Origin of the sequence: Serratia sp. FDAARGOS_506 (genome assembly GCF_003812745.1) — a bacterium.
In the GTDB taxonomy this organism is placed as follows: domain Bacteria; phylum Pseudomonadota; class Gammaproteobacteria; order Enterobacterales; family Enterobacteriaceae; genus Serratia.
The window spans coordinates 4,016,340-4,031,922 of the sequence record NZ_CP033831.1; the positions used below are offsets into that span (position 1 = coordinate 4,016,340).

At 59.2% G+C, this 15,583-nt stretch carries 17 protein-coding genes; 6 read left to right on the top strand and 11 right to left on the bottom strand.

The annotated features are described in order from the left end of the window. Window positions 1-163 precede the first annotated feature (163 nt). Together ttcA and EGY12_RS19465 are read left to right on the top strand one after the other, a co-directional pair. Window positions 164-1,102 (top strand): tRNA 2-thiocytidine(32) synthetase TtcA, encoded by a 939-nt coding sequence (gene ttcA / locus EGY12_RS19460; RefSeq protein WP_110157925.1) that lies wholly within the window; start codon window positions 164-166, stop codon window positions 1,100-1,102. A gap of 147 nt (window positions 1,103-1,249) precedes the next feature. Beyond that, window positions 1,250-1,648, top strand: a complete 399-nt coding sequence (locus tag EGY12_RS19465; RefSeq protein ID WP_123895062.1) for a VOC family protein — start codon at window positions 1,250-1,252, stop codon at window positions 1,646-1,648. 219 nt (window positions 1,649-1,867) lie between these two features. Here EGY12_RS19465 and zntB read toward each other — a convergent pair whose 3' ends face one another. Then, a complete protein-coding gene (zntB, locus tag EGY12_RS19470) occupies window positions 1,868-2,851 on the bottom strand; it encodes a zinc transporter ZntB (RefSeq protein WP_123895063.1) in 984 nt (327 codons plus the stop codon). A 153-nt stretch (window positions 2,852-3,004) separates the two neighbouring features. On the opposite strand from zntB, the gene EGY12_RS19475 reads away from it, so the two are divergent. Both EGY12_RS19475 and EGY12_RS19480 read left to right on the top strand, forming a co-directional pair. Further along, entirely contained in the window at window positions 3,005-4,102 is a 1,098-nt protein-coding gene (locus EGY12_RS19475; protein ID WP_123895064.1) for a hypothetical protein, read from the top strand. Window positions 4,103-4,296: 194 nt separating this feature from the next. Further along, window positions 4,297-4,545 (top strand): hypothetical protein, encoded by a 249-nt coding sequence (locus EGY12_RS19480; protein ID WP_123895065.1) that lies wholly within the window; start codon window positions 4,297-4,299, stop codon window positions 4,543-4,545. Window positions 4,546-4,703: 158 nt separating this feature from the next. Here EGY12_RS19480 and EGY12_RS19485 read toward each other — a convergent pair whose 3' ends face one another. Together EGY12_RS19485 and EGY12_RS19490 are read right to left on the bottom strand one after the other, a co-directional pair. Continuing rightward, window positions 4,704-6,338 (bottom strand): ABC transporter substrate-binding protein, encoded by a 1,635-nt coding sequence (locus tag EGY12_RS19485; protein WP_172962939.1) that lies wholly within the window; start codon window positions 6,336-6,338, stop codon window positions 4,704-4,706. Window positions 6,339-6,498: 160 nt separating this feature from the next. Continuing rightward, window positions 6,499-6,849: a hypothetical protein gene (locus EGY12_RS19490; protein WP_049198271.1), complete on the bottom strand. Its 351-nt coding sequence runs from the start codon at window positions 6,847-6,849 to the stop codon at window positions 6,499-6,501. Between the two features lie 206 nt (window positions 6,850-7,055). On the opposite strand from EGY12_RS19490, the gene mpaA reads away from it, so the two are divergent. After that, entirely contained in the window at window positions 7,056-7,763 is a 708-nt protein-coding gene (gene mpaA / locus EGY12_RS19495; protein ID WP_123895067.1) for a murein tripeptide amidase MpaA, read from the top strand. A gap of 3 nt (window positions 7,764-7,766) precedes the next feature. On the opposite strand, the gene ycjG is transcribed toward mpaA, so the two are convergent. Then, the gene (ycjG, locus tag EGY12_RS19500; RefSeq protein WP_123895068.1) at window positions 7,767-8,741 is read right to left on the bottom strand and encodes an L-Ala-D/L-Glu epimerase; all 975 of its coding nucleotides are present in this window, start codon (window positions 8,739-8,741) and stop codon (window positions 7,767-7,769) included. A 225-nt stretch (window positions 8,742-8,966) separates the two neighbouring features. Here ycjG and tpx point away from each other — a divergent pair, with 225 nt between their 5' ends. Continuing rightward, the gene (gene tpx, locus EGY12_RS19505; protein ID WP_004930536.1) at window positions 8,967-9,470 is read left to right on the top strand and encodes a thiol peroxidase; all 504 of its coding nucleotides are present in this window, start codon (window positions 8,967-8,969) and stop codon (window positions 9,468-9,470) included. Between the two features lie 57 nt (window positions 9,471-9,527). Here tpx and tyrR read toward each other — a convergent pair whose 3' ends face one another. The 7 genes from tyrR to pspA form a co-directional block, all read right to left on the bottom strand. Beyond that, window positions 9,528-11,099: a transcriptional regulator TyrR gene (tyrR, locus tag EGY12_RS19510; RefSeq protein WP_123895069.1), complete on the bottom strand. Its 1,572-nt coding sequence runs from the start codon at window positions 11,097-11,099 to the stop codon at window positions 9,528-9,530. A gap of 314 nt (window positions 11,100-11,413) precedes the next feature. Further along, entirely contained in the window at window positions 11,414-12,475 is a 1,062-nt protein-coding gene (locus tag EGY12_RS19515; protein ID WP_004930545.1) for a YcjF family protein, read from the bottom strand. After that, entirely contained in the window at window positions 12,472-13,869 is a 1,398-nt protein-coding gene (locus tag EGY12_RS19520) for a YcjX family protein (protein ID WP_123895070.1), read from the bottom strand. The genes EGY12_RS19515 and EGY12_RS19520 overlap by 4 nt, the downstream gene beginning before the upstream one ends. Then, a complete protein-coding gene (gene pspD / locus EGY12_RS19525; protein WP_031299672.1) occupies window positions 13,850-14,116 on the bottom strand; it encodes a phage shock protein PspD in 267 nt (88 codons plus the stop codon). The genes EGY12_RS19520 and pspD overlap by 20 nt, the downstream gene beginning before the upstream one ends. Window positions 14,117-14,213: 97 nt before the next feature. Next, window positions 14,214-14,573 carry an envelope stress response membrane protein PspC gene (gene pspC, locus EGY12_RS19530; RefSeq protein WP_004930552.1) on the bottom strand — a complete coding sequence of 120 codons (360 nt, stop codon included), beginning with the start codon at window positions 14,571-14,573 and terminating at the stop codon, window positions 14,214-14,216. Next, window positions 14,573-14,800: an envelope stress response membrane protein PspB gene (pspB, locus tag EGY12_RS19535; RefSeq protein ID WP_004930553.1), complete on the bottom strand. Its 228-nt coding sequence runs from the start codon at window positions 14,798-14,800 to the stop codon at window positions 14,573-14,575. Before pspB ends, pspC begins: the two co-directional genes overlap by 1 nt. Before the next feature lie 63 nt (window positions 14,801-14,863). Then, complete coding sequence (gene pspA / locus EGY12_RS19540) at window positions 14,864-15,529, bottom strand: phage shock protein PspA (RefSeq protein WP_123895071.1); 666 nt, start codon at window positions 15,527-15,529, stop codon at window positions 14,864-14,866. Window positions 15,530-15,583 lie beyond the last annotated feature (54 nt).

The window sequence follows — 15,583 nt, forward strand, 5'->3', positions numbered from 1 at the left end:
AACCTGCTGGCATTCCTGCGCGCAATCCGTACCATACAGGCCTCGCGTCGGGCGCGTGGAAGCATGATGATGAATAATGATCAAAATCGGCCGGTTGAATGGTAAACTCGCGGTCTAAAACGCCATGCCCCTAGTGCCCCCTTTGAGAATGAGCACGATTTAAATGTCAGAAAAGCAATCCGTTAGCCAAAAAGAGCAGTACAACCTGAACAAATTGCAAAAACGCCTGCGCCGCAACGTGGGCGAGGCGATCGCCGATTTCAATATGATTGAAGAAGGCGACCGCATCATGGTCTGCCTGTCCGGCGGTAAAGACAGCTACACCATGCTGGAGATCCTGCGCAACCTGCAACAGAGCGCGCCGATTAACTTCTCGTTAGTCGCGGTGAACCTCGATCAGAAACAACCCGGCTTCCCGGAGCATATTCTGCCCGCCTACCTGGAAAGTCTGGGGGTGGAGTACAAGATCGTCGAAGAGAACACCTACAGCATCGTTAAAGACAAGATCCCGGAAGGCAAAACCACCTGTTCACTGTGCTCGCGCCTGCGCCGCGGCATTTTGTATCGCACCGCCACCGAACTGGGCGCCACCAAGATCGCGCTGGGCCACCACCGTGACGACATCCTGCAGACGCTGTTCCTCAACATGTTCTACGGTGGCAAGATGAAAGGCATGCCGCCCAAGCTGATGAGCGACGACGGCAAGCACGTGGTCATTCGCCCGCTGGCCTATTGCCGCGAGAAAGACATCGAGCGTTTCTCGATCGCCAAAGCCTTCCCGATCATTCCATGTAACCTGTGCGGTTCGCAGCCTAATCTGCAGCGCCAGGTCATCGGCGACATGCTGCGCGACTGGGACAAGCGTTATCCCGGCCGGTTGGAAACCATGTTCAGCGCCATGCAAAACGTGGTGCCTTCACACCTGAGCGATATCAATCTTTTCGATTTCAAAGGCATTCACCATGGTAGCGCCGTGGTGGACGGCGGTGATTTGGCCTTCGATCGCGAAGACATTCCGATGCAGCCGGTCGGTTGGCAACCGGAAGATTCTGACGACGCGGCGCCTGCACCGGAGCGTTTGAACGTGCTGGAAATCAAATAACCCTCCCTCGCCGCTTGCCACCCTGCGAGCGGCGACATTTCCTTCTCTCAGCGATCTCGATCCTGTTCACAGTTTGCGCAAAATTTACTGGGCAATGCCGTTTTTACCCTATACTGTTTATTTATACAGTTATATGGAGATCGCGCAATGAATATCACCCCTTGCTTATCCCACGTCTCGCTAGGCTCTAACGATTTCGAGGCAGCCGCCGCCTTTTACGATCGCGCGCTGGCTGCTTTGGGTTGCCGACGCGTACTGGAGCATCCCGGCGCCATCGGTTACGGCCGCGACTATCCGGAGTTCTGGCTGCAGGTGCCGATCGACGGCCGGCCCGCCACGCCCGGCAACGGCACGCACGTCGGTTTTTTCGCCACCAGCAAGCAACAGGTGGATGAATTTCATCGTCAGGCACTGCTGGCCGGTGCCGTCGATGAAGGCGCGCCCGGTTCGCGGCCGCACTACGGTGAGGCTTACTACGGTTGCTTTGTTCGGGATTTGGATGGGCACAAGATTGAAGCCAGCTTCTGGGATGAAAGCGCGGCCTGAAGAAGAGGGAAAGCGGAATAAAAAAAATGCCGGTGGTTAAACCGGCATTGTACGAATCAAATGTGCTATGCAGTAATTCAAAAATAAGAAAGTAAGACAATTATGGAGCGCAACGCCCATCGCTTGACGTTGCATTCACCTGCGAGAGAGATCATGCCCCATTTCCCCCGGCTAAATGTTGATATTGCTCAATGTTAACCGGGTTTTCGTCATTTTTGCCTACAGCCAGCGGCTGCGCTTCAGCCACCAGGCAACGCCTCCCACCAGGGCCAGCAGCATCAGGCAGAAAGTGCTGAAGCCAAACGGCGCGCTGTTGCCTGGAATGCCGCCAAGGTTGACGCCAAACAGCCCAGTCAGGAAGGTGGTAGGCAGAAATACCATTGCCAATAGTGACATGGTGTAAGTGCGGCGGTTCATCGCGTCGGCCATCACCGTGGTGATTTCGTCGGACAAAATGGCGGTGCGTGCAATGCTGCCGTCCAGATCGTCCAATCCACGCCCCAGGCGGTCGGCGATGTCCTGCATGCGGCGGCGATCGTCGTCGCTCATCCACGGCAGGCGATCGCTGGCCAACCGCGCGAAGACGTCGCGCTGCGGCGCCATGTAACGGCGCAGCACGATCAGCTGTTTGCGGATCAACGCCAGTTGGCCGCGCTCCGGCACCTGCTGCTCCAGCAAGGCGTCCTCCAGATCGATAATCTTGTCGTGCAGATCCTCGATAAATTCGCTGGTGTGATCGGTCAACGCGTCGGAAATTTCCACCAGCCAGTTGCCGCTGTTGGTCGGCCCTGCGCCGCTTTGCAGATCGTTCACCACCTGATCGATGGAATACACCTTGCGATGCCGGGTGGAGATAATCAGTTTGTCGGTGATATACACGCGGATGGTGACCAACTGATCCGGCCTGGAGTTGGCGTTGAAGTTGATGCTGCGCAGGGTGATCATGGTGCCCTCGCCCTGGCGGCTGACGCGCGGCCGTGAGCTTTCGCCGGAGAGCGCTTCGCGCACCGAATCCGGCAGCAGCGGCGTGGTGCTCAGCCATTCGGCGCTGGCCGGATGCGCATAATCGAGATGCAGCCAGCACGGCGCGTCGCAGGTGATCCTGTCATCCTGCTCGATCGGCGTGACACCCCCCTTGCCGTCCAGCTGATAAGCGTAAACCGCATCGGCGATCTGCAGCTCGCTCCCCTCAATCACATCCATTCATCTATCCCCTCAGTCTTGCTTATGTTGCTGAGTCTAGCGTTAACGCCTTGGAGATCAAAGGCCAAGCTGTAACGCCAGTTTTCACGCCAGGCTAAAAGTGTGCTCTATACTTCAGGCGAAGCCACATATGCGAACGGGTGATGAACGACGATGGCGGGAAGTACTGAATCAGGCGCAAGACATTTTGCATTGAATCTGGCTGTGCTTCGGCGCCTGTTCTGTACCATGGTGGCGCTGCTGCTGTTCGCCAGCCAACCACTGCGCGCGGAGCCGGCGCTGGAACGCATGTCAAGCCCTTTGCGGGTCGCGACGCCCGGCGGCAATTTTTCTTACTATGTCGCCCATAAACACAGCGCCCAGCCGCGTAACGCACTGGTGGTGATGCACGGTCATCCACGCGACGCCGTTAAAACGCTGCAAGCGGCGATCGACGCCGCACAGGCGGCGGGAGCGGTAGGCGATACCTTACTGGCCGCCCCGCTGTTCCAGGTGCCAAAAAGAATCGCCGTCCACTGCCATTCTGCCGGTCTGTCCCAGCCGCAAGACGGCGACGCCCTGTGGCGCTGCGGCTCCTGGATCGAGGGCGGTTTGGATAATGCCGGGAAGACCGGCTCATTCAACGCCATGGATAACCTGCTGGCCGATATGAAACGGCGCTGGCCGTCGCTACAGTCGATAACCGTGGCCGGTTTCTCTGCCGGCGCGCAGTTCGTGCAACATTATGTCGGCTTTGCCCATCCGCCAGGCGGAGTGAGTCTGCGCTATGTGGTGGCCGATCCCGGCAGCTGGCTCTATTTTGATAATCTGCGCCCCCAATCAACAAACGGGGGGAGCTGCGGCAGTGAAACAACCTGCCGCTTCCGTTGGCAAACGCTGAACGCCGGCCAGTGCCCACAGGCCAACCGGTGGAAATACGGCCTGGAATCGCTGCCCGCTCACTTGCAGCGCACTGCCGATGCGGCCCGCCGACGCTATGCCGCTGCGGATATCTCCTACCTGGCCGCCGCCGGTGATACCGGCGCCGCGCCGGGCGCCTACTATCGGATACTCGACAAATCCTGCTCCGCCCAGCTGCAGGGCCCCTATCGATTGCAACGTGCCCTGGCCTATGCCGACTATGACCGGCGTTACTTGGCGCCGGATAAGCCTCATCGGTTAACGGTCGTTCCCAACTGCGGACACCACGTCGCCTGCGTCTTTTCCGCTCCGGCGGCCAGGCAGGCGCTTTTCCCCATTAATGCAGACTAATAATAACGGCAATGAAATAAACCATTGCCGATAAATCAGGCGATATTACCGATAAAGCGCTGGTAATGCCGTTATTATTATGACTTAACATATTGCTATCATTTTTAATTCAAAATGATAATAATAAATCAACACAAAGCTGTTTCAGCGCAAATTTTAGGGGCATATACTTTTCTCACTACGAGGAGGTAGTTATGTTACGCGACCATTTAAAAATAAACGCCAGCGATACGCTGGAAGAAATCAGTAATATCCATTTGCAAAACCAGGGCCAGGAAGAGATCAGTGAGTTTGTGGTGAAGAACGCCGCGGGCTTGCAGATTGGCAAGGTCTCCGTCCACGATCGTTTCAGCACCCGACGCTCGTACCCCACCAGCTACCGCATCACCCAGACCGATATGAACGGCCGCGTGGTGGTGGATGCCATGCGGGACTGTCTATAAGCGTAACCTCTCTTTGAAATAGCGAAATAATAATGTAATGATGGCACCCTGTTTATTATTAAACGGGGTTTATCGCGTGGGAAAATTAATTATCTTCTTCGTTGCATCGTCGATAAAATAAAGCCCCCGCATTAACCGGGGGCGATAAATAAATCGTCTCAGTGCTTGATGATATACATCGTCTGGCTGTAGGCCACATCTTCCGGATTGGTGATCGGGTAGCCTTTTACCCACGGCTTGATCAGGCGGCCGTTGGTGTATTGATAGATCGGCGCGATCGGCGCCTGGTCGGCAATGATCTGCTCCATCTTGTTGTAGTCGGCGGTCACCGCCGCCGGGTTAGTCTCCCGCCCCGCCTGCGCCAGCAACTTATCGTAGCCCGCGTTCTTGAACTTGGCGATGTTGCCGCTGTGGGTCGAGGTCAGCAGTGACAGGAAGGTCGACGCTTCGTTATAGTCACCCACCCAGGAGGCGCGGATCACGTCGAAATTACCGGTGTTGCGGCTGTCGATATAAGTTTTCCACTCCTGGTTCTGCAACTTGACGTCAATCCCCAGTTTTTTCTTCCACATCGAGGCCACGGCGATCGCAATCTTCTGGTGGCTTTCCGAGGTGTTATACAGCAACGTCAGCTTCAGCGGGTTGTTCGGCCCATAACCGGCCGCCTGCAGCAACGCCTTGGCCTGCGCATCCAGCTCCGCCTGCGGCTGCTGTTGCAGCAAACTCGCCTCCGGTTTGAACCCGGCGGTCACGTCCGGCGTGAAGTGATAGGCCGGTTTTTCGCCGGTGCCCAGCACTTTTTCCGCGATAATCTTGCGATCGATGGCGTAAGACAAGGCCTGGCGTACCCGCACATCGTTAGTCGGCGCGCGCTGAGTGTTAAACGCGTAGTAATAGGTGCCAAGCTGATCCGGCGTGTACACCTGGCCCGGAATGTCTTTCAGCAGCTTCTGATACATGTTTTTCGGGAAGGATTCAGTGATGTCGATGTCACCCGCCAGGTAACGCTTGGTGGCGTTGGATTCCTGGTTGATCGGCACGAAGGTCACTTTGGTCAGCACGGTATGCGCATGATCCCAATAATGTTCGTTAGGCGTCAGTACCAGCTTCTCGTTCACCACCCGCTCCTGCAGTTTGAACGCGCCGTTACCCACCAGATTGCCGACTTTGGTCCAGTCGTTGCCGTATTTTTCCACCACCGCCTTATTCACCGGGAACAGACTGAAGTTGGCCGTCAGGCTGACGAAATAAGGTACCGGCTTGTCCAGCTGCACTTTGAGCGTGTAGTCGTCCGGCGCCGACACGCCTAAACGATCGGCTGGCAATTTGCCGCTGATGATCTGCTCGGCGTTCTGGATCCCCGCCAGCTGCGCGAACCAGGCGAACGGCGACAGGTTTTTAGGCTCTACCAGCCGCTGCCAGCTGTAGACGAAATCCTTAGCCGTGACAGGGTCACCGTTTGACCACCGCGCGTCTTTACGCAGATGGAAAATATAAGTCTGGTTGTCGCTGGTCTGCCAGCGCGTGGCGACGCCGGGGATCACTTTACCGTTGGCATCCTGATTGACCAACCCCTCGAACAGATCGCGCGCCAGCTGGGCCTCCGGTAAGCCAACCGCTTTGATCGGATCGAGCGAGGCCGGTTCATCTTTTATGTGGCGCACGATTTCCTGTTTGGCCGCCAGCACAGTGCCCGGGGGTACCTGCGCCGCCATGGCGCCGCTCATACAGGCGCCGATCGCCGCCGCGCAAAGCGCCAAACGAAAACCTCGTTGCATTTTTCTTCCCGTCATTATGATTTACCCCCGTTAACCATCTGAATTTTTTATCATATAGCACAAGATCCGTCCGGCCTAGCGCTCACGGCCAAGAAGTTGCAAAAAGTGCGATTCAGGCGATAAAAAACCCGTGCGGCGCTGGGCGCGGCACGGGTGGTGTTTGCAGCAGCGACCGTCAGTCGTACAGGTGGATGCTGTTGATGCGGTAGCTGAACTCTTCACCCTCTTCTTCATCGAACACGGTAAAAAAGCCTTTCTCGGCCAGCGGACGCGCCGAGATATCGGTTTTTTGCAGCTGACGCGCATCGGCGTCATCGTAACCGTAGTCGAGATAGAAGGTATCTTTCTGATAATCGATATGCAGGGTAAACGGATAGTTCGATTCGTCCCCGCGCCCGTCGTCGTTTTTCACCACGCCGAACCATTCCCCCTGGCGGATCTGATTCTCGGCGTCCACGCCGCACAGCAGCGTGATGGTGTCATTTTCATTTTCGCTATAGCTGGCGATGATTCTGGCTACTGGCATGTTAAATCCTCTTGCGGGTGATTGGCTTAGCACTGCCGTTAGTATAACAACAGCGTCAGGCCAGGTGCGGTTTAATTGGCGTTTTCGCCGCCGTGGCCTCACAGATCGCGCAAACGCCGCACAATTGCGGTGGGAAAGATGTCTCAAAGCGTAATACACTGAATAAAATGATAATGACTCTCGACCTTTAACCCAGGGACAACACCATGACCGAACATCGACCGCGCAGTGAACGTGGCCAGTTGGCCGTCGCAGGAGAGAACTATGGCAGCTCGCTGCTGGGCGCACCGCTGCTCTATTTTCCGGCGGCGATCGGCGGCCCGGAGACGGGGCTGATCATCGCCGGCACCCACGGCGATGAGAGCGCCGCCATCGTGACTCTGTCCTGCGCGCTGCGCAGCCTCGCACCCGATCAGCTGCGCCACCACGTGGTGTTAGCGGTTAACCCCGACGGCTGCCAGCTGGGGCTGCGCGCCAATGCCAACGGTGTCGATCTTAACCGCAACTTCCCGGCCGCCAACTGGCGCTCCGGCGACACCGTCTACCGTTGGAACAGCGCGGCGCCAGTGCGTGACGTCAAACTCTCCACCGGCGGGCGCCCCGGTTCCGAACCGGAAACTCAGGCGCTGTGCCACCTGATCCATCGCCTGAAGCCGCACTGGGTGGTGTCGTTCCATGAGCCGCTGGCCTGCATCGAAGATCCCGCCAGCTCGCGGCTCGGCGTTTGGCTGTCGCACAAGTTCGAGCTGCCGCTGGTGACCAGCGTCGGATATGAAACGCCCGGTTCGTTCGGCAGCTGGTGTGCGGATCTGTCGCTGCCGTGCATCACCGCCGAATTCCCGCCGATCTCCGCCGATGCCGCCAGCGAACGTTACATCGACGCGATGACCGAGCTGCTGACCTACCCGAATTAATCCCTACGGGGCGATATCGACGATCGCCCCGCACTCGAACGCCAGGCCTGGTTCGACGTCCCGCGCGAGCCAGGTCGGGCCGTCCAGATCGACGAAGCGCGCCGCCGGCGCCAGCGGCAAGGCGGCGGATATCGCCCGCGACGTGCACAGCATGCAGCCGAGCATGATGGCGAACCCCTGTTCGTGCGCGGCCTGCGCCAGCGCCAACGCCTCGGTCAAGCCGCCGGTTTTGTCCAGTTTGATGTTGACCATCTGATAGCGCTGCGCCAGCCGCGGCAGGTCGGCGCGGGTGTGGCAGCTTTCATCGGCGCAGATCGGCAGCGGATGAATAAAGTGCTCCAACGCGGCGTCGTCACCGGCCGGCAGCGGCTGCTCCAGCATCGCCACGCCGAGATCGGCCAGCAGCTGGCAGCGCGCCGCCAGCCCTTCCGCCTGCCAGGATTCATTGGCGTCGACGATCAGCGTCGCCTGCGGCACCGCGGCGCGGATCGCGACCAATCGTTCGCTGATATAGTGATCGTCGAGTTTGATTTTCAGCAGCGTAGCGCCCTGCTGCTCCAGTTCACGCGCGGCGAAGGCCATCGCTTCCGGCGTGCCGATGCTGACGGTCTGCGCCATACGGATATGCGCCGGGGCCGTCACGCCGCTGCGCTGCCACAGGCTCTGCCCGTGCAGGCGGCACTCCAGATCCCACAGCGCCGAATCCAGCGCGTTGCGCGCGGCGCCCGCCGGCATCTGCGCCAGCAGCTGTTCGCGAGTCATGCCTTGTGCAATCGCCGGCGCCATCTCTGCCAGCTGCGCCATCACCGATTCCTCGCTCTCGCCATAGCGCGGATACGGCGTACATTCACCGGTGCCGCGCACGCCCTGCTGTTCGATTTCGACCACCACCACCCGGGCTTCGGTGCGGCTGCCGCGCGCAATCACGAAGGCGGTATGCAGCGGCCAGGCTTCCGGGTAAAAACGCATGTCTCTCATAACGGCTCCTGAGCGAAAACTGCGCATTCAGCCAGACTGATGCGCCGGTGATGTTTTATAGAACAGCCTAATATATACAACTATTTAGCAAACTTTGATATCCAATCCGCCGCGGTTGTCATAAACTGGCGCCAGGGTGTGAACCTGATGTTAAATGCCGCCGCCGGCGCGCCGTTTCATCCGGTTCATACCCTTTGTATAAACACCTGTAAAAGGAATCTAGCAATGACTCAGACAGTACATTTTCAAGGCAATCCGGTCAGCGTAGCGGGCAAACTGCCACAGCAGGGCGAACAGGCCAAGGCCTTCTCACTGGTTGCCAAAGACCTGTCAGACGTAGCGCTGAGCAGCTTCGCGGGTAAACGCAAAGTCCTGAACATCTTCCCAAGCATCGATACCGGCGTCTGCGCGACTTCGGTGCGTAAATTCAACCAGCTGGCCAGCGGCCTGGATAACACCGTGGTGCTGTGCATCTCCGCCGATCTGCCGTTCGCGCAGTCTCGCTTCTGCGGCGCGGAAGGCCTGAGCAACGTGGTTACTCTGTCCACCCTGCGCGGCGCCGAGTTCAAGCAGGCGTACGGCGTTGAAATCGCCGAAGGCCCGTTGGCGGGCCTGACCGCGCGTGCGGTCGTGGTACTGGATGGCCAGGACAACGTGCTGTACAGCGAGCTGGTGAACGAAATCACCACCGAGCCAGACTACGACGCAGCGCTGGCTGCGCTGAAATAACAAAGCCGGCGAACGCCGGCTTTGGAAACACGTGAAAGGCGCCGCAAGGCGCCTTTCTTATTCTTCGCCCTCAGCGCCGCCTTTACGGCTGCTCAGGCCATACTCGCGCAGCTTGTTGGCGATGGCGGTATGGGAAACGCCCAGTCGCTTCGCCAGCTTGCGGGTGCTGGGATAGGTGCGATACAAGCGCGTCAGCACCGAGCGCTCGAAACGCTTGCTGATGTCGTCCAGCGAGCCGTCCAGCACCTCATCGCCCAGCGACATCTCCACCTCGAACTCCGGCAACACGATATCCTGCGGCCGCAGCTCGTAGCCTTCGGTTTGCGTCAGCGCGCGGTAGATGGCGTTTTTCAGCTGGCGCACGTTGCCCGGCCAACCGTATTTGCAGAGGAAGCCGCCCAGATCGCTCGCCAGCTTGGGCCGCGCCACGCCCTGCTCATCGGCGAAACGCGCCACGAACAGCTCGGTCAGCGGCATGATGTCCTGCGGACGCTCGCGCAGCGGCGGGATGGTGATGGTCAGCACGTTGAGGCGATAATAGAGATCTTCGCGGAATTCGCCGCGCTGCACCAGCTCGGTGAGGTTTTTCTGGGTGGCGCAGATCACGCGCACGTCAACATGCACCTCATGCTCTTCACCAACGCGGCGGAACGTGCCGTCGTTGAGGAAACGCAGCAGTTTGGTCTGCATACGCGGCGACATTTCGCCGATCTCATCCAGCAGCACCGAACCGCCGTTGGCCTGCTCGAAGAAGCCCTTCTTGCCTTCCAGCGCATTGGGATAAGCGCCCGGCGCATGGCCGAACAGCTCGCTCTCCACCACGTCATCCGGCAGCGCGGCGCAGTTCAGCGCCAGGAACGGCTGTTTGCCGCGCGGGCTGCGCAAATGGCAGGCGCGGGCCAGAATATCTTTGCCGGTACCGGTATCGCCGACGATCAGCAGCGGCGCATCGAGCATCGCCAGCTTGCGCGCCTGCTCCAGCACGTGACGCATCTTGGCGCTCACCGCGACGATGTGGTCGAATTCGGTATCGTCGTTCACCGACAGATTTTGTAGCTGGCGGCCCATGCGCGCGGTGGACTTCAGCATCACTACCGCACCGACCGCAGCCGGCTGCTGCTGTTCGTCTTCCAGATAGATAGGTGTGATGTCCATCAGGAAGTCCTGGCTGCGGATCACCACCCGCTCGGAGTGCGGCGCCGTATGCTCGCTCTCCAGCCAGCGGCTGAAGTTATAGCCGCCGATCAGCGCCCCGGCGGTCTGGTTGCGGATCTTGTCTTCGTTCAGGCTGAACAGCGCCTGCGCCGCCGGGTTGGCCAGTTCGACCTTGCCCTTCATGTCGATCGAGAACACCGGTTCCGGCATCGACTCCAGCAGCGCACGCAGCGCGCGATGTTCGCGTTCGGAAGGCATAAAGCTGACGGTACGCACGTCAGTCACGCCGGCAATGCGGCGGATCTCCGCCATCAGCGCGCGGAAAGTATCGAAATCCAGCTGGGAGAAATTAAGGTAAATGCGACCGATGGGATCGATCTCGATGCCACGTAAGTCAATGCTGCGCGATACCAAAAGATCGAGTAATTCTCGAGTGAGACCGAGGCGGTCTTCGCAAAATACTTCCAAACGCATCAGTGTTGGCCTTATCTCTGCAGGTGCGGGGATCGTTGACGATGATGATACTCCCTCGCACCGGGCGGTAGAAGCGATCTGTCAGCAAAAGTTGACAGAACTCTGATTTATTGCCGTAGTTGCTGATTTTAAACGCAAGCGAATAACAGCATCGGCGTCATTTTAGCCTACAAACAGAGAGTTATCACAATCATAATTAATTTTGCAGAGATTTATCATGCACTCACAGGGGGATCGACTATCGTCAAGTCTCGATTACGTCCGGCGTCGGCGCCGTTGAGAAAACGGCGCTCCTGAGAGCGCCGTCGTGGGGGTTATTTGGCCTTGCCGTCGCTCTTTTTCAGCGTGTCTTTCAACTGGCCGATCAGCTGGCTGCGGAAATCGCCAAGCTTCGGTTTTTCACCTTCCAGCCACGGCAGCGGGCGGCACAGTTCCATCGCCTTGATGCCCAACCGCGCGGTCAACAACCCGGCGCCGATGCCCTGCGCCGCGCGCGCCGACAGCCGCGCCGCCAGATCCTGCGACATCCAGTCCATACCCACTTCGCGCACCAGTTCGGAAGCACCGGCGAAAGCGATGTTCAACAGCACCAGCCGGAACAGACGAATGCGGCTAAAGTAGCCCAGCTCGATGCCGTACAGCGCCGCGATGCGGTTGATCAAACGGATGTTGCGCCAGGCGATAAACGCCATGTCCACCAACGCCAACGGGCTGACGGCGATCATCAGCGTCGATTCGGCGGCAGAGCGGCTGATTTCGCGCCGCGCCTGGTTGTCGAGCACCGGCTGCACCAGTTTGGCGTACAGTTCCACGACTTCACGATCGTTTTGCGTTTCATGCAGCGACGCCTGCCAGCGCTGCAGCGCCGGATGCCCCTGATCCAGCCCGGCCTGACGCGCCAGCTTCTCGCAGAATTCGCGCCCTTGTCCCAGCCCGTGGCTGTGCAACAGTTCGCGCGCCACGTCGCGCTCTTCCGCACGCTGGCGCAGCCGATACAAACGCCGCCACTCGGTAACCACCGAACCGACGCCGGCGAATACGATCAGGCCGCCGGCCACGCCGCCGCCCATGGCGATCCAGTCTTGCTGCACCCAAGCGGTATGCACCCACTGCACGCCCTGCGCCACCACGCTGACGCCGAACAGCGCCAGGCCGGCGGTGACCATTTTGCGCCACAGGCTGCGTTTAGGTTTCAGCGCGGCGTTAATAATGCCTTCGGCGCGCCCTTCTTCCTCTTCCTGCTGCAGCTCCGGCGCCGCCGGGAAAAAGCTTTCCGCCTGTTCGGCATCGAAAGCGACGCCGGCGCGCAACGCCGGCTCCTGCGGCGGTTGCAGCGGCTCGTCAAAATCGATACGCGGTTTGATCGGCTCGCTCATCGCAATTTGTCTCCCAGTAAAAATTCCATCACCGCATCCAGACGGATGTGCGGCAACGGGGTGTCCACGCTCATGGCGCGCGGACGAAACTCATCGAAGTGGAACCCCTGGCTCTGCCAGAACGCCGGCCCCGGCAGGCGGGCGGGCACTTCGCCGGGGAACACCGTCAGCGGCGCGCCGTCGCTCAGGCGGTTGCCCTTCAGCGCCGGAATGCGTTGCCCCTGATGATCGACGATGCCGCTCTCGGTTGCCTGCACCGAGGCCAGGCCGACGCAATCCATGCTGATGCCTTCGAACGCCGCGTTCTGCCACGCCTCCTGCACCAGCTGTTGCAGCAACGACACCAGATTGGCGTGCTGATCGGCGGTGATATGATCCGCCTTGGTGGCGGCGAACATCAGTTTGTCGATGGTCGGCGAGAACAAACGGCGAAACAGCGTGCGCTTGCCGTAATGGAAGCTCTGCATCAGCTGGGTCAACGCCAGACGCATGTCGTTGAACGCCTGTGGGCCACTGTTGAGCGGCTGTAGGCAATCGACCAGCACGATTTGCCGATCGAAACGGACGAAATGTTCTTTGTAGAAGTTTTTGACGATCGACTGGCAGTAGTAGTTGAAGCGGGCGCGCAACATGCCGATGTTGGTGTGTTTATCGGCCTGCGCCAGTTTCGATTCGCCGATCGCGGCCACGTCGGGCCACGGGAAAAACTGCAGCGCCGGTGCGCCGGCCATGTCGCCCGGCAGCACGAAACGCCCCGGCTGAATGAAGTGCAGCCCTTCGCTTTTGCAGCGCAGCAGATAATCGGTGTAAGCCTGGGCGATCGCCGCCAGGCGGTTTTCGTCGGCCGGGGCCAGCGGATCGCAGGCCTTGCACAGTTCAAGCCAGGGCTTGGCCCATTCGGCGCGTTCGCCCTGCAGCAGCCCGGTCATCTGGCGTGACCAGGCCAGGTAGTCCTGCTCGAGCATCGGCAAATCCAGCAGCCATTCGCCGGGATAATCGACGATCTCCAGGTACAGCGTGGAGGTGTCTTTAAAGTGGCGCAGCAGCGAGTCGTTAGAGCGGTAACGCAGCGCCAGACGAATTTCACTGACGCCACGCGTCGGCGTCGGCCAGGCCGGCGGCGCGCCGTACAGCTGCGCCAGCCCTTCGTCATAGGTGAAACGCTGGATACCGAGATCGCGCTGCGGAATGCGTTTGACGCCCAGCAGGCGCTCTTCGCGCACCGGTGAAAACAGCGGCATGCGCGCGCCGCTGTGCACATGCAGCAGTTGGTTGACGAAGGCGGTGATAAAGGCGGTTTTGCCGCTGCGGCTCAGGCCGGTCACCGCCAGGCGCAGATGGCGATCCATTCCGCGGTTGACCAGCGAGGTTAACTCATTTTGCAGTCGTTTCATTGCTCTCCTTGACGTAACGCCCGAATGCCTTGTTCAGGCCTTTACGGAACAGCGGTTCCAGCACCAGCGCCAACACGAAGCGCACCGGTTTGCGGCCGACGGTCTTCAACAGCCAGCCGGCTGCGCCCGCCGGGCCATAGTTCAATAACGCTATGATGATGACTTTAGCCAATGTCTTCAACATTGCCGCCGCTCCTCGTTTAAATCCACCCGTTCTGGCGGTGTTCGCGACATCGATTTTATTCATGACAATGCCCTCCGGCACAAGACGATTAAGGTTACATTCAACGGGATAACGGCGGCGAAGATGCCCGGCCAACTCAGGCCGGGTATCGCAAGAAGGGTTACAGCTTGCGGAAACGGCTCTGTACGCCGAAAGTATCGGACGTCACGTAACGCTCGACCTGACGCAGCTGCTGTTCGCCGCTGCCCAGCTCATACTCCAGCTGATCGAGAAGCTGGCGCGGCGTCTTCTGATGCTCGCCTTCGAAACGGCTGGCCGGCGCTTCGTCCAACACGAATACCAGCGCGATATAGGCCACCAGCGTGAAGAAGAACAGCCCGAAGAACAGCGACAGCACCACCATCACGCGGATCAGGCGCACCGGCACGTCGAAATAGTGGGCCAAACCGGCGCAGACGCCTTTCACCATGCCTTCTTCGGGTACGCGATAAAGCTTTTTACTGCCCAGCGTCGTGCTCATCAAGACTGTCTCCAGTTCGGGTGTTCCGCATCGAGGATCTCTTCCAGCGCCTGAATACGTTCACGCATGCGTTTGGCGTCTTCCGCCAGCTGCGCCAGGCGCTGCATTTCTTGCTGACTCAGTTGGATGCCGGTCTGCTGCCGATTGCTGTAATGCAGCCAAAGCCAAATCGGCGCGACAAACAGCACGAAAATTGTCAGCGGAATGGCAAGTAATAAAGCACTCATTGTTATTCCTTCTTATCGGATCCTGGGTAGGCGGCCACCTCCGGCGTGTGGCCGCGGCTCGCCTTACTCTGAGCGGTTCATCTTGGCTTTCAGCGCCGCCAGTTGCTCACTGATCGCGTCGTCGGCCTTCAGCTCGGCAAACTCTTGGTCCAAGGACTTCTTTTTACCGAGGCTGATGCTTTCCGCCTCGGCTTCCATATGGTCGATGCGACGCTCGAACTGCTCGAAACGCGCCATCGCCTCATCCAGCTTGCCGCTGTCGAGCTGGCGGCGCACTTCGCGCGAGGAAGACGCGGCCTGATGGCGCAGCGCCAGCGCCTGCTGCCGCGCGCGGGTCTCGGTCAGCTTGTTTTCCAGCTCGCCGATTTCGCTCTTCATGCGCGCCAGCGTTTCTTCTACTGTAGCCACTTCCTGCGTCAGCGTGGCGATCAGATCGGCCACCTTTTGTTTTTCGATCAGCGCCGCACGGGCCAGATCTTCTTTATCTTTGCGCAGCGCCAGTTCGGCTTTTTCCTGCCAGTCGCTAATCTGGTTTTCACCCTGCTCGATGCGGCGCAGCAGCTGCTTTTTCTCCGCCAGCGCGCGCGCCGACGTAGAGCGAACTTCAACCAACGTGTCTTCCATCTCTTGGATCATCAACCGCACCAGCTTCTGCGGATCTTCCGCCTTGTCCAGCAAGGTGTTGATATTGGCGTTCACGATGTCGGCAAAACGAGAAAAAATACCCATAATTCACTTCCTCTTGGTTCTGATGGCGTCTGAAGCGCCGCGTTAAGTCGTACT